The sequence below is a fragment of the Chryseobacterium caseinilyticum genome (assembly GCF_014837145.1).
Classification (GTDB): Bacteria; Bacteroidota; Bacteroidia; order Flavobacteriales; family Weeksellaceae; genus Chryseobacterium; species Chryseobacterium caseinilyticum.
In genome coordinates this window covers 1,200,133-1,221,233 of record NZ_JACYFS010000001.1, presented here as the reverse complement: position 1 = coordinate 1,221,233, position 21,101 = coordinate 1,200,133, and the positions used below count along the sequence as shown (strand labels likewise).

The window sequence follows — 21,101 nt, the reverse complement described above, 5'->3', positions numbered from 1 at the left end:
TTAAACAAACCTACTCACAAACATCGACGCCACCAGCTGTCCCACTGCATTCAACACAGATGCCAATGGATCTACCAGCGTCCCGATAATCATCACTGCCGGAATTGCCTCCTGTGGCAATTGGTAGACAGAAATCATCAGCATTTCGCCAATATACCCACCATTGGGAATGCCTCCTGCAACAATGCTTACAAAGACTGTTATTCCTAAAGCTAAAAGTAAATTCATAGGATCAAAAAAGTCTCTTCCTATAATTAAAAAAGCAACATAAATTTTAATGATGGATGACATCGACGAACCGTTTTTATGCAAAGTGGTGCCAATAGGAATTACCAGATTGGCGATGTTGGAAGGAACTCCGATTTTCGACGCAGCCTGTAAATTTGCGGGCATCGTGGCAAAACTACTGCAGGTACTTAAGGCTGTTAATGTTGGATAAATGGCGTTTGTCCAGAAACTTTTCACTCCATTCTGACCTTTTGCCATGAAAGCGTAAAGGGAAAAGAATATCAGGAAATAAACAATTCCTGCAATGTAATAAAGTCCCAGCGGTTTCGCATAAAATCCGAAAAGCTGAGGTCCCAGTGTTGCGACCTGGTATGCGAAGTAAGCACCCAAACCAATCGGTGCAATTTTCATAATCATCAACAGCAATTCTTTCATCACTTCATATCCAGATGCGATAAACGATCTGAATGGCTGTCCTTTTTCGCCGGCTTTCCTTGCCGAAAATCCAGTCATAAACGAGAAAATAAGAAGTGCGAGCATATTCTGTCTTGAGAATAGCTGGGTGAATTCTCCCACAGTAAAAAAACTTACAATTCTGTTTCCCCAACTGTCGTTATCGATGGCTTCCTCCACAATCTCCTTACTTCCGGAAACTCCCGAAACCGGAAAAAGATAAACAACAATGATCGTGAAAACCGCTGCTGTAATTATGAAAAAGAGAAAGGTAAAACCCATGATCAGCATAATTCTACCAAATTTCGACTGTTGTTCAAGGGAAGCGATGGAATTGGCAACCGCGAAAAATACCAGAGGAACAACGCTTACAAAAAGTAAATTCAGAAAAATATCACCTAATGGTTTGAGGTAATCCACAATATTGGGTGCAACAATTCCGATGATGCTGCCGACCGTAATTCCGAAAAGTAAAAGCAGAATTCCCGAATAATTTTTTAAGACCTGTTGCATTTCTGGTGATTTTATTCAAATATAATTCAATAAAATCTATTCTTCTGGATTGTCTACATTTAAATTTAAAATGAAATCTTTTCAGTCTTCACAATAAAGAGTGAAAAAGTAGATTTGTAAAATTGATTTTCCATAATTATTTTAAAATCTCTTTTAGTTAAGCTTTGCAATTCGCGAAAACTAAAACAACTTAAGTGAAAAACTTTGTGGTATCAATCTGCAGAAATTTTGATGTAATTAAAGATGGATCAACAGAACTACTTTTTAGAATAACTATAAATTAAGCCTTTTCGCTTTAAAACACTTTCACGGAACTATTTTTGTATCTCTTTAGGCATCACTAAAAAATATACAATTATGAATACCAACAGACTTTCACCAAGACTCGAGCAGGCCTTAAGTGACCAGATGAATACAGAAGATTTACAGTCAAGAGTTTATTTTTCATACGGAATCTGGGCAGCCGACAAAGGGTATGGTGGAATATCAAATTTCCTTTTCCGTCATGCGCAGGAAGAAAGAGATCACGCAGTAAAATTTATGCAATACGTCCTCAGCAGAGGAGGTAAACCTAAAATTACAGCACTGGAATCTCCGGGTGCTGAGCCAACGAGCCTTACCAACTGTTTTGATCTTGTTTTTCAGCATGAAGTAGACAACACAACAGCAATCTATAATCTCGTAAATATCGCATTTGATGAGAAAGACTGGGCATCGTGGAATTTCCTTCAGTGGTTTGTAAAAGAACAGATCGAGGAAGAAACATTTGCAATGAATCTGATCGATAAATTAAAAATCGCTGGTGGAGACAGAGCAAGTGACGAATCATTATTCACGCTTGACAAGACTTTGGAAACGCTTCCGGATGATGCCGAGCTGGCGCAGGACGCTACAGGGCCAAACCCATAAAACATAATGTGATAATATTATTTCACGGAAATCTGTCAGTTTTTGGCAGATTTTTTTTGTTATGATTCTCTGTATTATTTCTTTATCTTTGCACACTTAAAATTCAAGGTTTTAAATTCAATGTTCAATGAATATTTTAAATTCTTAATCTTAAATTTTAAATAATTTAAAATAAAATTTCGTTATGAAATGTGGAATCGTAGGCTTGCCAAATGTAGGTAAATCAACTCTTTTTAACTGTCTGAGCAATGCAAAAGCGCAATCAGCAAACTATCCTTTCTGTACTATCGAGCCCAATTTGGGAACGGTTTCTGTGCCGGATCAAAGACTTTTCGAGCTTGAAAAAATCATCAGCCCTGAGAAAGTAATTCCTGCAGTGGTAGAGATTGTTGACATCGCAGGTTTGGTGAAGGGTGCAAGCAAAGGTGAAGGTCTTGGAAATCAGTTTTTGGCAAACATCAGAGAATGTGAAGCGATTATTCATGTTTTGAGATGTTTCGACAACGGAAATATTGTTCACGTTGAAGGTTCTGTGGATCCTATGCGTGACAAAGAAATTATTGACATCGAGCTTCAGTTAAAAGATATGGAGACGGTTGCAAAAGCTGTTGAAAAGGCTAAAAAATTCATCAAATCCGGTAAAAAAGAAGATTTGTTGGCGTACGAAACGCTTCAGAATCTTCAGAAACATTTGGAGGATGGGAAAAACGCGAGAGAATTTGCCAGTGATGACAGTATGAAAGCTGTGATCGGTGAAGTTCAGCTGTTGACCAACAAACCGGTTCTTTATGTTTGTAACGTAGACGAAAATTCAATCAAAAACGGAAACGACTGGATCGCTAAAATTGAAGAAATGGCTAAAGCTGAAAATGCTGAGGTTGTTGTATTGGCAGCACAGATCGAAGCAGATATCAACGAGTTGGAAACTTTCGAAGAAAGAGAAATCTTCCTTGACGAATTAGGTTTAACTGAACCTGGCGTAAACCGTCTGATCAGAAAAGCTTATGATTTATTAAAACTTCAGACTTATTTCACAGCTGGTGTAAAAGAAGTCAGAGCCTGGACAATCGGACAGGGCTGGACGGCACCTCAGGCTGCGGGAGTAATCCACACAGATTTCGAGAAAGGATTCATCCGTGCAGAAGTAATCAAGTATGATGACTACATGACGTACGGTTCTGAAGCGAAAATCAAGGAAGCCGGAAAATTAGGAGTTGAAGGAAAAGAATATATCGTAAAAGACGGCGATATTATGCATTTCAGATTCAATGTTTAAGAAGACCTAGTAAAAGTTAGTTATATAGAAAACGCTTCCGCAATTGCTTTTGGAAGCGTTTTTTGTTTACGGATTTTTAATTGAAATTGTACAATCCGATACTTATGGGTGTGTTATCACCATATCCTATCGCATACCTAAAAACAGCCATCATATCCTTACTTTTCCAGATAACCTGTTTTGTGGTTAATCCGCTCGACTCCCCTTTAATAAAATTATTTGTTTTTGCCCATGATTCAAAAGCGTTGTATTCTTCTTTTGTGATTCCATCAACTTCAATCCCGACAGAATTTCCTGCATCAAAGGCGATTTTAACATCCAGATCAAAATCCTGATCAGAAAAGTATTCATAATTTAGTCTTCCATCTTTTTCGTCCATGTCTTGCTGATAGTAGTATTTTTTATTACTCAGAGATTTTTTCACGGATTGATTGTTGAGTCCTAATAAATCTTTCATTTTACTGTAAGTAACAGGTCTGTCGCTTTTTGAAGGGATTGTTTCGTAATATTCCTGCGTCAGCATCATGATTGAATTTTCTTCTTTATCTGAATATACACGGTAGAAATTTTTATAACCTTCTTTTTTATATTCATTATCAGAATTATCAACCTTTTGAAAACGATTTTCTTTAAGCTCAGATTCCGCTCCTGAGATACTGTTTTGTGTTTCCAATGTGATTCCGTATGGCTTATTTTTGTTGATATATGCTAATGCTATATTCTGTTTGTTTGATGAGTTGGCAAACCGATACATAGATGAACCATTCATATCCGCTGATTCTTTTAAGCTATATCCCTTTTCCTTCAGGACACTTTTGATATCATTTTTAGAAATGGATATTAATTCATCTAAGAGTTTCAGCTTTTCATCTTTAAAATTCAATTGCGCAAATGCTGAAATCCAGCCTGCAGATAATGCAGCAATAAGTAATGCTTTGGTAAAAGTTTTCATAGTTATTAATTTTTTATTGTATAAAATTAGAATTAAACAGATGATCTTAAAATCCCCCAAAAGGGGCATTTTTGATTGAATCAAGCAATTTTATAGCAAGTTGTAGACAATGAAATAAGTAACTCAAATAATCAGGGAATATTTTTCCTGACAAAATAAAATTAACTAACTCACATCATCCTTCTCAGAATAAAGGATTGAAAATGCATTTTGATAATAAATGATGCTTATATTATCAAAATCACTACATTTGATTTTTACAAATCTCAATCATGGAAAAATCCGCACATACTTCTTACGCTTCCCTCGAAGATTTTTACAGAGAAATTGCCGTAAAAATGGGAAAAGATGTGACAGCCCTTATTCCAAAAGGTCTGCAGAAGGACATCGGTCACTTCAATGTTTTTGATATTGCGCAGACAATCGAACGGCTCCGTACGACTTGTGAAATGCCTTACAACAGGAGGAAATATTACAAAATAAGTCTGATCCGCGGAAAAAACAGAGCCGAATATGCAGACAAAGTGATTTCCATTCAGAAAAATGCCCTGCTTTTCGCAACACCAAAGGTTCCTTATCATTATGTACCGGAAGATGATGATCAGGCTGGAACTTTCTGTGTTTTTACAGAAGATTTTTTCCTTAAAAACCTTTCACACGCCAGTCTTCAGGAATTACCGATTTTCCAGCCAGGAAACATTCCTGTTTTTGAAATTGATGATATTTTGGCTGATGAAATTCAGATTTTATTTAATAAAATTAAAAGTGAAATTGAATCTGATTATATTTTTAAATATGATTTAATAAGAAATTACGTGGTGGAACTGATTCATTACGGACAAAAATTACAACCTTCATCAAAGCTTTCAACCTCAAATGATTCTTCAATGAGAGTGGTTTCTCTGTTTCTGGAACTGCTCGAAAGACAGTTTCCGATCGAAACCTCAGAACAAAGACTTCATTTGAAATCTGCGAAAGATTTTGCCGACAGACTGGCCGTTCACGTTAATTATTTAAATAAGAAACTGAAAGAAAGTACAGGAAAAACCACTACCGAAATTATAGCCGAAAGGGTAATTCAGGAAGCTAAAATCCTTTTAAAACAAACCCATTGGAGTATTTCTGAGATTGCCTACGCTTTAGGTTTCGAAGAAATTGCCCATTTTTCAAATTTCTTTAAAAAGAAAACGTCACTTGCCCCGCTGGAATTTCGCATGTGATTTGAATTTTGCAAATTTAGGTTTGATTAAGACAAAAATTTCTGCCTGAAATTGTCTCAATTTTGTAACATCAAAAACAATCAATAAAAAAATGGAAACAAGTACAAAAGTTGCTTTAGTAACAGGCGGAAGCCGCGGATTAGGAAAAAATTCTGCATTAAAAATTGCAGAAAAAGGTCTGGACGTTATCATTACCTACAATTCAAATAAAGAAGAAGCCGACAAAACCGTTGCTGAAATTCAAAAGTTAGGAAGAAAAGCGATTGCTTTTCAGCTGAATACGAAAGACGTAAAATCATTTGATGAATTCATCCAAAACGTGGGAGATCATCTTGAAGAAAATACTGGGAGCAGAAACATTGATTTCTTAATCAACAACGCCGGAACTGCTTTGTATCAGCCGATTGCAGATGTTACAGAAGAGCAGCTGGATGATATGGTAGACATTCATTTCAAAGGTGTTTTCTTTTTGACTCAGAAATTTTTACCATTCATGAATGATGGTGGCGGAATCATCAATCTTTCGTCAGGTCTGGCGAGATTTGCAATGCCGGGGTCGTCAGTTTATGGCTCTATGAAAGCGGCAGTTGATCAGTTGAGTAAATATATGGCGAAGGAATTGGGAGCAAGAAAAATTAAAGTCAATGCAGTTGCTCCGGGTGCTATTGAGACCGATTTCGGTGGTGGAAGAACAAGAGACGATGAAAATGTGAATGCGATGGTTTCTAATAATACTGCTCTGGGAAGAGCCGGCTTGCCAGATGATATTGGTGGAGTAGTCGCTTTCCTTTGCACGGAAGAAGCAAGATGGATCACGGCTCAGAGAATTGAAGTTTCAGGAGGAATGTTCTTTTAGATCAAAGATTTAAATTTCCCCGCAGATTAAACAAATTGAGCAGATTTTTATCTGCTTAATCTGCGGGATTTTTATTTTAAATTTTACTTAAATTCTCCAAAGCCTTTTCCAAAGTCTCATCTTTTTTGGCAAAGCAAAGTCTGATCACATTTTCATTCAGTTTATCTTTATAAAATGACGAGAACGGAACCGTGGCGACCTTATGATTTATAGTCAGTTCATGCGCAAAATCAATATCTTTTTTATCTGAAATTTTATCATATTTCACAGCCTGAAAATAGGTTCCTTCACAATCCAAAAGTTCAAATGAAGTTCCCGAAAGTCCGTTTCGGATTAAATCTCTTTTTTGCTGAAAAAACTGACTGAGGTTTAAATAATTTTCCTCATTTCTCATGTAATCAGCAAAGGCTAATTGAATGGGTGTGTTGACAGAAAAAACATTGAACTGATGTACTTTTCGGAATTCATCTGTCAAATTTTTCGGAGCAGCACAATATCCGATTTTCCAGCCTGTGACATGGAAAAGTTTTCCAAATGAAGCGACGAGAAAACTTCTTTCCTTGAGTTCAGGATATTTACAAACGCTCAGATGTTGTCTGCCGTCAAAAACAATATTTTCATATACTTCATCGCTCAGAATAAAAATCGAGGTTCCCCTGACGATAGAAATCAGTTCCTGAAGATCTTTTTCATTCAAAATCTTACCTGCCGGATTGTTGGGATTGTTTAAAATAATCAGTTTTGTTTTATCGGAAACCAGTTTTTTCACCTCATTCCAGTCTATGGAATAATCGGGAGCTGTCATTTTAAATCTCTTTACAATTCCTCCGAAAAGCTCTACAGTTGGTTCGTAGCAATCGTAAGCGGGTTCAAAAATAATTACTTCGTCACCATCTTTTACTAAAGTTCCAATGGCTGTGAAAATGGCCTGAGTTCCGCCGGCAGTAACGGTTATTTCTGTGTCCGGATGGTAAACTGCCTGATGGGATTTCTCTATTTTTTTTGCAATTTCTTCTTTTAAAGGTAACATTCCGCCCATCGGTGCATACTGATTAAATCCTTTTTTGATGTATTGATCCACCAGACTGAGCAGTTCAGGATCAGCCGGAAAATCCGGGAAGCCCTGCGAGAGATTAATTGCCTGGTTTTCATTGGCAAGCTGTGTCATCTGGCTGAAAATGGTGGTTCCAACATTGGAAAGTTTAGATAAAGGAAGTTGTATCATCGGGCAATTTTTAATTTGAATATCTAAAATTAGGGCATTTTTAAATAAAAGAGAGAAAAATTTAACCAAATAAGAATAAAATTAAACATGAACAATCACGAAATTGACTACAGAATTCACGGCGAAGAAATGCAGTGTGTAGAAATTGAGCTTGATCCTCAGGAAAGCGTTATCGCAGAACCCGGCAGTTTTATGATGATGACGGAAGGGATAAAAATGGAAACCATGTTTGGTGACGGAAATGAGAAAGGTTTGATGGGAAAACTTTTTTCTGCCGGAAAGAGAATGCTGACCGGTGAAAACCTTTTTATGACCGTATTTACCAACATTGACAAGACCAAAAAGCAGGTGACTTTTGCAGCACCGTACTCAGGGAAAATCATTCCGTTGGATCTGAGCGCTCTCGGTGGAAAAGTGATCTGTCAGAAAGATGCTTTTCTCTGCGCAGCCAAAGGGGTTTCGGTAGGTATTGAGTTTCAGAAAAAACTGGGAACCGGACTTTTCGGTGGTGAAGGTTTCATTATGCAGAAACTGGAAGGGGATGGGATGACTTTCGTGCACAGTGGCGGTCATGTGATGGAAAAAGAACTTCTGCCTGGCGAAATCCTGAAAATTGACACAGGCTGCATCGTCGCCTTTACAAAAAATGTGGATTACGATATTCAGTTTGTAGGTGGCGTAAAAAATACGCTTTTCGGTGGTGAAGGATTGTTTTTTGCACAGCTGAAAGGTCCGGGGAAAGTCTGGATTCAAACTTTACCCATTTCACGTCTTGCCGGAAAAATTTTGCAGTTCGGAAGCGGCCGCAAAGAAGAAGGCGGTATTTTAGGCAGTCTGGGAAGTATTTTAGAGTAAATATTTTATCAGAAAAAATATGTGAAGGCGTAACTGAAAGTTGCGTCTTTTTTTGCTTAGTTTCAAATTTTTTATCTGTTTTAATTATTCACGAGAAATTCTTACAGCTAATTTCAGCAGAGTTTTTAAATTTAATTTAAACATAACCCTTTTTTATTATTTTTTACAAATCATAGAAAATTATGACTTAAAAATTCGGATTTTTTTCGTCAATGTCGTATTTTTGTCTGTTTACTGATTTTTATATATGTCACAAGATTTACAGTCGAATTATAACGAAGGAAATATCCGGACTCTCGAGCCCAGAGAGCACGTGCGCCTAAGACCCGGAATGTACATCGGGAAGCTGGGGGACGGCTCATCTGTGGACGATGGTATCTATATTTTGCTGAAAGAAGTTCTAGATAATTCCATCGATGAATTCAGAATGAAGGCCGGGAAAAGAATTGATGTAAAAATCAAGGATGGCACTGTTACCGTACGTGATTACGGCCGTGGAATTCCTTTGGGGAAAATTGTTGATGTAGTTTCCATCATGAATACCGGTGGAAAATATGATGACGGCGCCTTCAAAAAATCAATCGGGTTAAATGGTGTGGGTACAAAAGCTGTTAACTTTTTATCGACTTATTTCAAAGTGAAATCGGTAAGAGAAGGCAAAATGAGAATCGCCGAATTCCGCGAAGGAAGACTTGATATTCTTCACGACGAAGCCGAAACTTCTGAAAGAAACGGTACAGAAATTACTTTTCTGCCGGATGAAAGTATTTTTATCAACTTCAAATTCAGAAATGAATATGTTGCAAAAATGCTTAGGAATTATACTTATCTTAATTTAGGTTTAAAAATATACTTTAACGGAGAAGTCTACGAATCTCAAAACGGTTTGAAAGACTTACTGGAAGAGGAAATTGACGGCGAAATCGTATATCCGATCATTCATATCAAAGATGAAGATATGGAACTGGCAATTACCCATTCAGATAAATCTCAGTCTGAAACTTATTTTTCATTTGTTAACGGACAATATACTTCGCAAGGTGGAACGCATTTGAACGCTTTTAAAGAAGCTTATGTGAAAACAATCCGTGAGTTTTTCAATAAAAATTTTGAAGCTACAGACATCCGTAAAGCCATTATCGGAGCGGTGTACATCAATGTTGGAAATCCTGTTTTCGAGTCTCAGACCAAAACCAAACTGGGATCTGCTACGATGGGGCAGGACAAGGACGGTAAAGAACTGGAGACGATTAAGACTTTCGTTATCAATTATTTAAAAAATAAACTTGATAATTATCTTCATAAAAATCCTGAAATTGCAGAAGCGCTTCAACGCAAAATTTTAATTTCTGAAAGAGAGAGAAAAGAACTTTCAGGAATTCAGAAGCTTGCACGTGAAAGGGCGAAAAAAGTTTCGCTTCACAACAAAAAACTCCGCGACTGCAGACAGCATTACAACGACCAGAAAGCCGAAAGAAAAGCCGAAACTCAAATCTTTATTACCGAAGGTGATTCTGCTTCCGGATCGATTACAAAATCTAGAGATGTAGAAACTCAGGCAGTATTTTCATTGAAAGGAAAGCCCTTAAACTGCTACGGTCTGACCAAAAAAGTAGTGTACGAAAATGAAGAATTTAACCTTCTTCAGGCTGCTTTAAATATTGAAGAAAGTCTTGAAGACCTCAGATACAACCAGGTGATTATTGCTACCGATGCCGATGTAGACGGAATGCACATCAGACTGCTGATGATTACTTTTTTCCTTCAGTTTTTCCCTGATGTCATTAAAAACGGACATTTATACATTCTTCAGACTCCACTTTTCAGAGTGCGTAACAAAAAAGAAACGAGATACTGTTATTCTGAACTGGAAAGGGTAAAAGCACTGAACGAATTAGGAAAGAATCCGGAAATAACGAGATTTAAAGGTTTAGGAGAAATTTCACCTGATGAATTTAAAAATTTTATCGGAAAAGATATCCGTCTGGAGCCTGTTGTACTCGGCAAAGATCAGACAATTGATCAGCTTCTGGAATTTTACATGGGAAAAAATACACCCGACAGACAGACTTTTATACTTGAAAACCTTGTTGTAGAAGACGATTCAGAAATAGATAAAAAAGAGATCATTTCTGAAGCTATATAAAACTAAACACGAATTCTGAAATTAAAATGAGACTCAGTAATAAACGTAAAGCACCGCTTTACAACTTTATAAACACCGCATTGATCATGTTTCTGGTGATGGGAATTTTGGCCTTCTTTGCCGAAGAAATGCGGTTTCAGCTGCTCGGTATGGAGGCATATCTTTTCATAGCTGTACCCGCCATGCTGATCATCATTTTTTATCTCAACGGAAGACAGATTTTTGAGTATGACAGCGATGGTGAAGCATTGCATTTCAGAAACAGGAATATTGTACCGTTCATGAGCACGCCGCTGAGCGATGAATTTCCAAAGTATAAATTTGTGAAGTTTGAAACTTTTACTTTTCTTTTTTTTAAAAGACTGTACATCACGATCAACAGCAAAAGCGGAAATACCATATTAAAATACGAAATTTCTTACCTTACATGGAAAGAATTAAATGATCTGAAATTTTCACTCAATAAAGTTATCAAAAACAATAAGGAGAAAGTAAATGATGAATGAAGAACACTCTCACGAAAGTGAAAGTTTAAAAAAAGTATCAGGCCTTTACAAAGACTGGTTTCTCGATTATGCATCTTATGTAATTCTAGACAGAGCAATACCCTCTGTCTTTGATGGTTTTAAACCTGTACAGCGCAGAATCATGCATTCTATGCGTGAACTTGAAGATGGCAGATACAACAAAGTAGCCAACATTGTTGGAAATACGATGAAGTATCACCCACACGGTGATGCTTCCATTACCGACGCGATGGTGGGGATTGGTCAGAGAGAATTGCTGATCGATACACAGGGAAACTGGGGGAATATTTATACTGGAGATTCTGCTGCAGCGGCAAGATATATTGAAGCAAGACTAACTCCGTTTGCACTGGAGGTTGTTTTTAATCCTAAAACTACCATTTGGTCTAAATCTTATGACGGAAGAAATAATGAACCAGTAGATTTACCAGTAAAGTTTCCATTGCTTTTAGCTCAGGGTGTTGAAGGAATCGGGGTTGGACTTTCCACCAAGATTCTTCCGCATAACTTTAATGAATTAATCAACGCTTCGGTAGCTTATCTGAAGGGAAAAAAGTTTGAGATTTTCCCGGATTTCCTTACAGCCGGTTTTCTTGATGTTTCCGAATACAACGACGGTCACAGAGGTGGAAAAGTAAGAGCCAGAGCCAAAATTTCCCAAAGCGATAAAAATACTCTGGTGATTACTGAGATCCCTTTCTCAAAAAATACATCAGATCTTATCGATTCTATCCTTAAAGCCAATGAAAGAGGAAAGATTAAGATCAAAAAAATTGAAGACAATACATCGGATAAAGTTGAGATTTTAATTCATCTTCACAATGATGTTTCGCCCGACAAAACGATTGATGCTTTGTACGCATTCACCGACTGTCAGGTCACGATTTCTCCGAATGCCTGCGTGATTGTAGGTGATAAACCGATGTTTTTAAATGTGTGGGAAATTCTGAAAATGAATACCGATCACACTGTCTCTCTTCTGAAAAAAGAACTTGAAATAGAACTTCACGAATTGCAGGAAAGCTGGCATTTTTCTTCACTGGAAAGGATTTTTATTGAAAACAGAATCTACCACGATATTGAAGAGGTTGAAACATGGGAAGACGTTCTCCAGACAATCGATGATGGCTTAAAACCTCACACAGCACACCTTTTAAGAGCTGTGACGCAGGAAGATATTTTAAGATTAACGGAAATCAGAATTAAAAGAATTTCCAGATTCGATTTAGATAAATTTAAAGAAAATATTGCAGCACTCGAAGGAAAAATTGAGCAGGTAAGATTCAATCTTGCCAATTTGGTGCAGTATGCAATTGATTATTATTTAAATATTCAGAAAAAATACGGAAAAGGCAGAGAACGAAGAACTGAACTCAGAATTTTCGACACGATTGATGCCACGAAAGTTGCGGTAGCGAACGAGAAATTCTACGCCAATTTTGAAGAAGGTTTTATCGGAACTTCACTCAAAAAAGATCAGTATTTATTCGACTGTTCAGATATTGACGATATCATCACTTTCAGAAAAGACGGAAGTATGAAAGTTGTGAAAGTAGAGCCTAAAACTTTTATCGGAAAAGATATTCTCCATGTTGCTATCTGGAAGAAAAATGACAAACGCACAGTCTACAACATGATTTACCGTGAGGGCAGGGAAGGTCCATACTATATGAAGCGCTTTTCTGTAACCGGCGTGACGCGGAACACAGATTATCCTTTAGCGTCAGACAAAAAATTCTCGGAAACCCTTTATTTTTCAGCAAATCCTAACGGTGAGGCAGAAACGGTAAGTGTTTTGCTCAAACCAAACCCAAGAATCAGAAAAAATAAAATGGATATCGATTTCTCTGAACTTGCCATTAAAGGAAGAGATTCAAAAGGAAATCTGGTTACAAAATATTCCATAAAAAAAGTTGATTTAAAGGAAGAGGGTGTTTCTACACTGGCTCCGAGGAAAATCTGGTACGACGATACCGTGAGAAGACTGAATGCCGATGTGAGAGGAACTTTCCTTGGAAACTTTAAAGGTGATGATAAAATTCTGACTGTCAATACCAATGGTGAAGCCAAATTAGTTTCATTTGACCTTGGAAACCGTTTTGATGATCAATATTTAATTTTAGAAAAATGGAAACCCGAGCAGCCGGTCACCTGCATTTATTACGAAGGCGAAAAGGATATGTATTTCATTAAAAGATTTTTGTTTGAAAACAATACCAACGTGCAGACTTTTATGCCGTCGGAACATCCGAAGTCGTTTATCGAAAACATCATCGTGAGCAACGGAGCAACAGCGGAAATTATTTTTGCCAAAGACAAAGGAAAAGACCGTGACCCTGAAGTAATAAACATCGACGAATTTATTTCGGTGAAAGGTATTAAAGCCATTGGAAATCAGTTTACTAAATTTAAAGTGAAAACAATCAATATCACTATTCCTGAGCCTGTAGAAGAGGAACCTGAAGTTTATGAAGAGCCAGATTTTACACCATCTTCGGATGATGAAGGCGGAACGATCGGTGATCTGTTTCAGGAGGGAGAGAATTAAACTTTGTCAAAGTTTTATTTTCAGAAAGATGAACTTTGACAAAGTTCTACAGCGAAATTTTGAAAAAAAATAGAAAGATCAAAAATGAACATCATTATTTTAATCATAGCAATTACCTGTATTGCGAGCTTTGCAGCTCCGGCGGGATCTCCAAACTTTGAAAAATTCAAGTTCAATGTGGGAGCAGTTAAATACAGCAAAGAATATGTGAGATTGCTTTCGGCAGGCTTCCTGCACGCAGATTTTATCCATCTTGCTTTGAATATGTACGTTCTTTACATGTTCGGACCTTATGTTTTGGAAGCTTTCGGACTCGTTGGTTTTCTTCTCATTTACATTGGATCAATCTTGGTTGGAAATCTTTTCTCACTACTTATCTACAAAAATCAAGGTTGGTATTCAGCTATTGGAGCAAGTGGAGGTGTTGCAGGAATTATCTTTGCCGGAGTTTCGCTGGACCCCAACGTTATAAGAATAGGTATCATCTTTCTTCCGTCGGACTTTGCATTACCGGGTTATATTTTTGGGCTTCTTTATTTTGGCTATTCGGTTTACAGTATGCTGAATCCCCGAAGTAATGATAATATTGGTCATGCTGCCCATTTAGGCGGAGCTTTTTTCGGTCTTGTTTATTCAGTGGCAATTTTTCCGCAGTTGGCGATGGATAATGCTTTATATTTATTTATTATGTCGCTGCCACTATTATATCTGGCATTCGAAATATTTGTCAGAAAAAAAATCGGTTAGATTATCTTGAAATTTAACATTTAAAAAGCCATCCCTGATTACAGAGATGGCTTTTTGTATAAGATGTGTTTTCTTATTTTTTAATAATTTTCTGATTTAAAACACCTTCTCTGGTCTTAATATGTAAGAAGTAAACACCACTGCTCAGATCGCTCATGTCGATTTTTGAAGTGTTTTTATCTAATGTTTTCAAAGTCTGACCTAAAGAATTTGTAACTGTACCACTTTCTATCACATCACTATTTCTAGTGGAAATCGTCAGAATAGAACTGACAGGGTTTGGATACACAGTCAGTTTATTAAGTTTACTTTCCTGTACAGCTAAAGTTCCGGTAGTATTAAAAACTGTTTTGATGTAAAAAAGATTGGCAACACTTCCTTTCGTGATGGTATGAGACCCCGCTGCAATGTTAGGAATAGTGATAATTCCACCTGTTGCCGTATAGTTTACATTATCAAATTTTACTGTTCCACTGAATGTTGGGTCAAGAACTAAAGTTAGCGTAGAAGTCTGAAGCGTGTTGTACGCTATCGAAGTTGCTGATTCTAATTTTAATCGTTTTGTAAGCGTTAATCCATCGTATGAAGCAGATCCGTCCGTCGAGTTCATGTTCGCTGAAGTGAATGTGTAGAATGTACTTCCTGTTCCGGATGCCGTGAAATTATGAATTTCATTTCCCTGAGGTGTTCCCGCAGGAATCACACTGATACTTCCTGTACCTGAAACTGATGTTCCCGAAGCACCAACGGTATTTACGGTAAAACTTACATCGTCCGTAGGATTTCCTGAAATGGTAACGGTTTTGTTGGTTGTGTTTTTTACAAAAGTAATTCCTGAAGCTGGCAATCCTGTTACAGTAACATCAGTAGCTGTTCCGCCCCAAGTGAAAATCATTGGTGTGATTGCAGTTGATGTTATCACGGTCTGATCATTGTTTGAAGGAATCGACAGGGTCTGTGAACTTACCGGTGTGGAAGCAATTCCCTGTACAGAAACCAATTGAGAGGTATAGTTTTGTAATACAGCCATCAATCCCGTATTTACAGACGAATTTGTATCATCCACCGAATTATTAAATGTCCAGCTGATATCTCCACCGGAAACTCTTCCGGAATATTGCATAGTTTTATCTCTCGCTGCTACAGGATTATCAATCACCAAAGAATTGATGTACAGAGCAGGGTTTGTGTCAAAGTTATTATAAGTCGCACTTCCCTGAACTGCTGTAATACTGCTTGGCACAACTTCATTTCTGTTCGTTGTTACATACGCATCAAACTGAGCTGATGCAGAAGAACTGTACGGAACAAAAGCTGTTTGACCAGTCATAAAATTGTTGTGAGCCTTGATCATCCCGCCGTTTTCATTGGAAAAGGTTCCCGGAGCACCGCCAGCAATATCAGTTCCCTGTTTAGAAATCAACATAGGATATTTACAGTTTCTGAAATAATTTCCTTCTACGAAAAGAGAAGAACCTAAAGTTGATCCCGCACCGTATTTGGAATTACCGTCATAGTAATTGTTGTAAATATGTGCCGAAAAATATCGAACTCTCGGATGTCTTGAGTCTGAATGATCAAACCAGTTGTGATGATAAGTGATATAAAGATCTGTTGTAGTGCCTTCACTTAGCCCTAAGAGACAGCTTTTCCCATTATCCCAAAAGTGATTGTAGGAAAATGTTACATACGATGATTTTTTAGAATCAAGAGCGCCGTCACCTTTTGCCTGATCAGCATCAGATCCCGGACCACCATAAAATAAGTCATTGTTATGAGCCCAAATGTAAGTATTGTCCTGCTGAAGACTTAAGTTATCTCCTTCGGAAGCATCCGTTAACATAAAACCTAAGTTACGGACTTCAATATTGGTCGCTGATTTTATTCTGATTCCCCAACCATTAACCAAAGCATCAGATCCCACACCTTCAAATGTAATCGAACTTGCTGCTATTTTTTTGTTTTCTATCACAGCATCACCGTTAAGCAAATAATTGGGATCGGTAACATTACCGATAAGTCTGATAGCCAGCGGCCGCGTATCTAAACCTTTTTTAAAACCATCCAAAATTGACTGCAACCCCACACATGGATTGGCATTTGCGCCGGTTACATTTAACGAAATTGTGTTTTTTGTGTCCTGAGTTACATACAAAACCACGGCATTGGCTTTCAGTGTTCCGTCAAGATTGTATGCTCCGGGAACTCTCCCGTTGCTATGCGCAAATCCCGTTCTGTCGTGTGCGGTAACTGTGATCGGGGCTGATACTGTTGCGGGACCATCCACGTTTCCTGTAACCGGAACAACCTTTAAGGTATAAACTCCCGGGCTGAGTCCCAGCGCATCGGCTCTGTAGTAGGAACCATAATTTCGGATCAGTTGTGTATCGATAATTTTATCGGTGAAACTTCCACCTGTGTAGTAAACTTTGTAGCTGTCTACACCGCTTACGGGTGTCCATTTTATATAGGCAGTTTCCATCCAGCCGGTTTCCTGTGTAATAGTGACGTTTTGTGCGCTGATGTTTACAAAACCGAAAAATAATAATAAATAAAGTAGCGGTTTATTCATGATTAATAAGTTTTAATTTGTTTGACATTAATTTTTATTTGCTGTATTGTAATCGATTGCACTAAATATATATATTAAAATAATATAAAATTAATATATTGTAAAAATTTAATAAAAATGATTTTTAAATATCAATTCTATAATGTTTTACTGTTGTCAATTCAGACTTTTAATCATATAAAAACTCATTTAATCTCTTTTAAAGTGTTTTTAATGGAATAAATTAGATTACGTACAATTTTATTATTCTCAATAAAAATACTTTTTTATTGATAATAATTTTTAAATAATATTATTGAATGTTAACTAAATATTACGTAAAATGTTAAGGGATTTATCAATTTCGGCTGAGTCGAAAATTTTATGATAAATATCATGGTTATGCGCTGACTTGAGATAATTATAGCTTCTTTTCTAAGCATTAATAAAAAGTGGGAAATGATGATTACCAGTTGTCACAATGAAACTGCAATGAAGTTTTGGAATTGAAATATACGAGTAAAAAGAACAAATCAATTTTATATTGGAAAAAGAATTGAATCATTTAAATATAAAAACCTGTATTTAATGATTTTCTGCAACCAAAATAATATTAAGTATAGTTCTAAAAGAAAGAACAGGACAAATAGAGTGCAAACAGCCTTTGCTAAAAAGAAATTTTTAAAGATAAATTTTTTAATATATTGAATATCAAATAATTAAATTTAAAAACTTTTCCATTCAGATTTCAGAAGCGAATAGCAAACCGAATCTTCAAATTTCCCATTATCAAAATAATCTTCACGCAGAATTCCTTCTTTTACAAAACCGTTTTTAAACAGTAACTTTATGGAAGGAATATTATAATCTGCCACCAATCCCTGAATTCTGTTTAAATCTAAATTTTTAAAACCAAAATCCAAGACTAAAGGTAAAATTTCAGACATTGAACCTTTTCCTTTGTCTTCGTCATTGAAAAAATTATAAAATATTTCGGCTTTTTTGTGCTCCTTATTCCAGCTGTGAAAACCGCAGTTTCCGATGGCCAGATCCGTGTGTTTATCGACAATTACAAAGAAAAAAAGAGAGTGATCCTTCGTTTCTATCCCGTTTTCGTGAAGACTTTTATATCTTTCGTATCCGGATTCTCCAAAGCCGAAAAAACCGACAATTGCGTCTTTCTCAGAATGTAAATACATCTGATGAATCATTGTAGGAGTGACACCTTTTAAATGAAACCGTTTTGTTTCTAATTGGAATTCAGATTGAAATAAATTCTCCATGAGTTATGTTTTACTTGATTCCGAAAATAAACCTGTCGTTTCCGCTTAAATCTTTGAGGAGCTCAGAATGAGATAAATTCTGATACAAATCCAATGTTTCCTGACCCAATTTCTGATTGATTTCAAGAAAAAGCAAGCCCTTTTTATTTAAATATTTTTCACAATCCTCAGCAATTTTCCGGTAGAAAATCAAAGCATCTGAAGTTGGAGAAAACAAAGCCATTTTCGGTTCAAATTCCTTTACCGAATCCGAAATTTCAGTCTCCTCATCCATTCCGATGTAGGGTGGATTTGAAATAATAACATCAAAATTTTCATTTAAATCTAAATTCAAATAATCGGCATGAATAAAATTAACATTCAAATTGTGGAAATCAGCATTTCTCTTCGCTGTCTCTAAAGCTTTCCCGGAAAAATCGATGGAAGAAACTTCTGCGTTGGGAAAATGTTTTTTTAAAACCAGAGGAATAATTCCGCTGCCGGTTCCGATGTCGAGTATTTTGAGGGTTTGAAGGTTCGAGAGTTTGAGGGTTTGAGGGTCAGAGTGTTCTGGGGTTTGAGAGTAGGAGTGTTCTAGGGTTTTAGGGTTTAAAGGTTGAGGGGATTTCGTGTCAGGCTGAGCTTGTCGAAGCCTTTGGATTTTGTGTATCGCTATTTCCAGCAATTCCTCAGTTTCAGGTCTTGGAATTAAAACGTTTTCATCCACAAAAAATTTCATTCCGTAAAATTCAGTTTCACCCAAAATCTGCAGATAAGGTTTTCCGGTTTTTAATTCTGAAATAATTCTTTCTAATTGAATCTGAATATCATCCGAAACATTTTCATCAGAAAACTGTCGCTGCTTAACTGCATTCAGTTCAAAAATTGATTCAGCAAAAATCTGAAAAATAAATTTGCTTTCAGAATCTGAATAAACCTCTGAAAGTTGCTGTATAAAATGTGTTTTTAAATCTGCAAATGTCATTTTTTCTAATAAAACATTTTTGTTTTTCTTGTTTTTAATTCAATCCTGTTTTCACCGACAGAAAATTCATCCATCAGAGGCAACTGTATTTTTTTGTTGACTGTTTCCTTCCAGTGGCTTGTTTTTGCTCTGTCTACATTGTCACTGCAGTCTTCCGAGCTGTGCTCAAATACAGCAATTCCTGTTGATAAATTGTAATCTAATGAGTCAAAGTAATCGCAAGGCGACCCGGAATTTACGCTTGCACCAATGAGGTACCAATTTTGATTTTGAAATCTGTACCGATGTGTGTAGCTCCATTTCTGCCTGCTTCCACCAAAATGGTTGATGACAATAGTTTTATTTTTAATACTGATTCCCTCAAACGGATTTCCCATCATTCCGCCGTGGGCTGTAGATAGTATCGGTTTTACAGATTGATGCCACAAAGTCCAGTCTTCACCTTCTTTTTTAAAGATTGCAAGTGCCTGTTCGAATCCCAAATCGCCTTCAACGGGAGTTTCGTAAACGCATACAACTTCATCGGCGGGTTCGTCATCCAAATTACCAGATTCTTTGACTTTTAAATTCCAGAATTCCGGAGTAAAATCTTCAATAGTTTTTGCTTTTTTCAGATTAATCTGGCCTTCAAAATCGCCGTTTTTTACTGCGGTATCAAAATCTTCGATCTTCTTTTTCTTTTGAATTGCAATTCTGGGAATATTGTTTCGTATCGAATTTGCTATTTCAGGGAGTTCCGGTAACTTAAAATTTCTTTGAGCAATGGCAGAACTGTAGTATTTTATCTCACGATATTCGTAATCTACAAGCTCTTTTTCTGCATTAATTCCTGAATCCACATCTTTTCTGAAATGTTTTTTTGAGATCCAGTTTCCCTGTTTATCGTATACGTATTCAAATGTATTTTCGCTCAGTGGATGCCCTGTATATTCTGTACTTTGCTCAAAAACCAAATTTTTGTGCTCATCATATTTTCGGGTTATTTTTGTGGATTTTTCAGTTCCTGAGAGATGATATTGCTGTTCGGTTTGTTTCTTATTATTGTCTGAATAAGAAAATTCGGTTTTATTTTCAAGAATGTTGTGATTCTGATACCAAATTTCTGATGTCAAACGTCCATTTTCATCATATTCAAAAGTTACGTCACGATTTTCTACAATGTAATCTTTTATTTTAGTTGGTTGATATTTTCCGTTGAACAGACGGTATTCGTGAACTTTAGATTGGTAAAGAGGAGTTGTTTTAGTAAGTTTCGGGAATTCAAATTCGTACTTTTCTTCGTTGGCTAAAGAGTCATAACCGTAATCCAATATTTTAACAGTGGTTTTTTTCTCATCTGAAGAATAGTGATATTTGGTGTAGCCTTCAAAGATATTATTCTTTCTCTGATCAGATTTATAATAAATTTCTTCATCTAAAAGTCCGTCAGGATTATAGAAAAGCCATTTGTAAGAATTTCCATATTTACTTTCAACAGTTTCTTTTAGAATCAACTCATTTTTATCATAATGAAATTTCTCAACTATAAATGTTTCAGAAGATCTGTATTGCCTGTACTTTTTCCTTCCATCCTGTAAATATTCTGTATATGTCTGCTTCGTATAAGGCAATCCATTGAATCTTGCAGAAATGCTGTCTTTATTCTGGGGTTTTTTATATTCAGTTACAGAGAATATATTTTTTGAAGTATATTTTATTGTGTCTTCGTAAGCACTGTTATAAGTTTGATTGTCTAGAAATCCGTTGGTAGAAAGGATTTTGCTTTCCTGTGAACAGCAAACCATGAAACTCGTTGTGAAAACAAGTTTTAGTGCGAATTGTGCCAGTGCATTCAGCATTTTCATGATT

At 36.5% G+C, this 21,101-nt stretch carries 16 protein-coding genes; 9 read left to right on the top strand and 7 right to left on the bottom strand.

Annotated features, from left to right (window positions below):
* Positions 1-1,194 (bottom strand): dicarboxylate/amino acid:cation symporter, encoded by a 1,194-nt coding sequence (locus tag IC610_RS05885; RefSeq protein ID WP_191735635.1) that lies wholly within the window; start codon positions 1,192-1,194, stop codon positions 1-3.
* A gap of 357 nt (positions 1,195-1,551) precedes the next feature.
* Here IC610_RS05885 and IC610_RS05880 point away from each other — a divergent pair, with 357 nt between their 5' ends.
* Together IC610_RS05880 and ychF are read left to right on the top strand one after the other, a co-directional pair.
* Positions 1,552-2,103, top strand: a complete 552-nt coding sequence (locus tag IC610_RS05880; protein WP_056080917.1) for a ferritin — start codon at positions 1,552-1,554, stop codon at positions 2,101-2,103.
* Between the two features lie 184 nt (positions 2,104-2,287).
* Entirely contained in the window at positions 2,288-3,379 is a 1,092-nt protein-coding gene (gene ychF, locus IC610_RS05875; RefSeq protein WP_191735634.1) for a redox-regulated ATPase YchF, read from the top strand.
* Between the two features lie 76 nt (positions 3,380-3,455).
* Here the strand turns inward: ychF and IC610_RS05870 are convergent, their stop codons facing one another.
* Complete coding sequence (locus IC610_RS05870; protein WP_191735633.1) at positions 3,456-4,331, bottom strand: hypothetical protein; 876 nt, start codon at positions 4,329-4,331, stop codon at positions 3,456-3,458.
* A 272-nt stretch (positions 4,332-4,603) separates the two neighbouring features.
* Here IC610_RS05870 and IC610_RS05865 point away from each other — a divergent pair, with 272 nt between their 5' ends.
* Positions 4,604-5,551: a helix-turn-helix domain-containing protein gene (locus IC610_RS05865; protein ID WP_191735632.1), complete on the top strand. Its 948-nt coding sequence runs from the start codon at positions 4,604-4,606 to the stop codon at positions 5,549-5,551.
* 91 nt (positions 5,552-5,642) lie between these two features.
* On the top strand, positions 5,643-6,407 hold the full coding sequence (locus IC610_RS05860) for an SDR family NAD(P)-dependent oxidoreductase (RefSeq protein WP_191735631.1): 765 nt from the start codon (positions 5,643-5,645) through the stop codon (positions 6,405-6,407).
* A 76-nt stretch (positions 6,408-6,483) separates the two neighbouring features.
* On the opposite strand, the gene IC610_RS05855 is transcribed toward IC610_RS05860, so the two are convergent.
* Entirely contained in the window at positions 6,484-7,632 is a 1,149-nt protein-coding gene (locus IC610_RS05855; RefSeq protein WP_191735630.1) for a methionine aminotransferase, read from the bottom strand.
* A gap of 87 nt (positions 7,633-7,719) precedes the next feature.
* Here IC610_RS05855 and IC610_RS05850 point away from each other — a divergent pair, with 87 nt between their 5' ends.
* The 5 genes from IC610_RS05850 (at position 7,720) to IC610_RS05830 (ending at position 14,455) form a co-directional block, all read left to right on the top strand.
* Positions 7,720-8,487, top strand: a complete 768-nt coding sequence (locus IC610_RS05850; protein WP_191735629.1) for a TIGR00266 family protein — start codon at positions 7,720-7,722, stop codon at positions 8,485-8,487.
* A 247-nt stretch (positions 8,488-8,734) separates the two neighbouring features.
* The gene (locus tag IC610_RS05845) at positions 8,735-10,633 is read left to right on the top strand and encodes a DNA topoisomerase IV subunit B (RefSeq protein ID WP_056080892.1); all 1,899 of its coding nucleotides are present in this window, start codon (positions 8,735-8,737) and stop codon (positions 10,631-10,633) included.
* 26 nt (positions 10,634-10,659) lie between these two features.
* On the top strand, positions 10,660-11,139 hold the full coding sequence (locus IC610_RS05840; protein WP_191735628.1) for a hypothetical protein: 480 nt from the start codon (positions 10,660-10,662) through the stop codon (positions 11,137-11,139).
* Entirely contained in the window at positions 11,129-13,708 is a 2,580-nt protein-coding gene (locus tag IC610_RS05835; RefSeq protein WP_191735627.1) for a DNA gyrase/topoisomerase IV subunit A, read from the top strand. Before IC610_RS05840 ends, IC610_RS05835 begins: the two co-directional genes overlap by 11 nt.
* 84 nt (positions 13,709-13,792) lie before the next feature.
* Positions 13,793-14,455, top strand: coding sequence for a rhomboid family intramembrane serine protease (locus IC610_RS05830; RefSeq protein WP_191735626.1), 663 nt, complete (start codon positions 13,793-13,795; stop codon positions 14,453-14,455).
* 73 nt (positions 14,456-14,528) lie between these two features.
* Here the strand turns inward: IC610_RS05830 and IC610_RS05825 are convergent, their stop codons facing one another.
* The 4 genes from IC610_RS05825 to IC610_RS05810 all read right to left on the bottom strand — a co-directional run bounded on the left by IC610_RS05825 (position 14,529) and on the right by IC610_RS05810 (position 21,097).
* Positions 14,529-17,027, bottom strand: coding sequence for a pectate lyase family protein (locus tag IC610_RS05825; protein ID WP_191735625.1), 2,499 nt, complete (start codon positions 17,025-17,027; stop codon positions 14,529-14,531).
* A 704-nt stretch (positions 17,028-17,731) separates the two neighbouring features.
* Positions 17,732-18,289 carry a GNAT family N-acetyltransferase gene (locus IC610_RS05820; RefSeq protein WP_191735624.1) on the bottom strand — a complete coding sequence of 186 codons (558 nt, stop codon included), beginning with the start codon at positions 18,287-18,289 and terminating at the stop codon, positions 17,732-17,734.
* Positions 18,290-18,299: 10 nt separating this feature from the next.
* Complete coding sequence (locus IC610_RS05815; protein WP_191735623.1) at positions 18,300-19,253, bottom strand: N5-glutamine methyltransferase family protein; 954 nt, start codon at positions 19,251-19,253, stop codon at positions 18,300-18,302.
* 5 nt (positions 19,254-19,258) lie between these two features.
* Positions 19,259-21,097 (bottom strand): RHS repeat domain-containing protein, encoded by a 1,839-nt coding sequence (locus IC610_RS05810; protein ID WP_191735622.1) that lies wholly within the window; start codon positions 21,095-21,097, stop codon positions 19,259-19,261.
* Positions 21,098-21,101: the final 4 nt, after the last annotated feature.

Bases quoted from the DNA above. Each gene is read 5' to 3' on its own strand.
- IC610_RS05885 (WP_191735635.1), bottom strand. From the start codon at position 1,194: ATGCAACAGGTCTTAAAAAATTATTCGGGAATTCTGCTTTTACTTTTC.
- IC610_RS05880 (WP_056080917.1), top strand. From the start codon at position 1,552: ATGAATACCAACAGACTTTCACCAAGACTCGAGCAGGCCTTAAGTGAC.
- ychF (WP_191735634.1), top strand. From the start codon at position 2,288: ATGAAATGTGGAATCGTAGGCTTGCCAAATGTAGGTAAATCAACTCTT.
- IC610_RS05870 (WP_191735633.1), bottom strand. From the start codon at position 4,331: ATGAAAACTTTTACCAAAGCATTACTTATTGCTGCATTATCTGCAGGC.
- IC610_RS05865 (WP_191735632.1), top strand. From the start codon at position 4,604: ATGGAAAAATCCGCACATACTTCTTACGCTTCCCTCGAAGATTTTTAC.
- IC610_RS05860 (WP_191735631.1), top strand. From the start codon at position 5,643: ATGGAAACAAGTACAAAAGTTGCTTTAGTAACAGGCGGAAGCCGCGGA.
- IC610_RS05855 (WP_191735630.1), bottom strand. From the start codon at position 7,632: ATGATACAACTTCCTTTATCTAAACTTTCCAATGTTGGAACCACCATT.
- IC610_RS05850 (WP_191735629.1), top strand. From the start codon at position 7,720: ATGAACAATCACGAAATTGACTACAGAATTCACGGCGAAGAAATGCAG.
- IC610_RS05845 (WP_056080892.1), top strand. From the start codon at position 8,735: ATGTCACAAGATTTACAGTCGAATTATAACGAAGGAAATATCCGGACT.
- IC610_RS05840 (WP_191735628.1), top strand. From the start codon at position 10,660: ATGAGACTCAGTAATAAACGTAAAGCACCGCTTTACAACTTTATAAAC.
- IC610_RS05835 (WP_191735627.1), top strand. From the start codon at position 11,129: ATGATGAATGAAGAACACTCTCACGAAAGTGAAAGTTTAAAAAAAGTA.
- IC610_RS05830 (WP_191735626.1), top strand. From the start codon at position 13,793: ATGAACATCATTATTTTAATCATAGCAATTACCTGTATTGCGAGCTTT.
- IC610_RS05825 (WP_191735625.1), bottom strand. From the start codon at position 17,027: ATGAATAAACCGCTACTTTATTTATTATTATTTTTCGGTTTTGTAAAC.
- IC610_RS05820 (WP_191735624.1), bottom strand. From the start codon at position 18,289: ATGGAGAATTTATTTCAATCTGAATTCCAATTAGAAACAAAACGGTTT.
- IC610_RS05815 (WP_191735623.1), bottom strand. From the start codon at position 19,253: ATGACATTTGCAGATTTAAAAACACATTTTATACAGCAACTTTCAGAG.
- IC610_RS05810 (WP_191735622.1), bottom strand. From the start codon at position 21,097: ATGAAAATGCTGAATGCACTGGCACAATTCGCACTAAAACTTGTTTTC.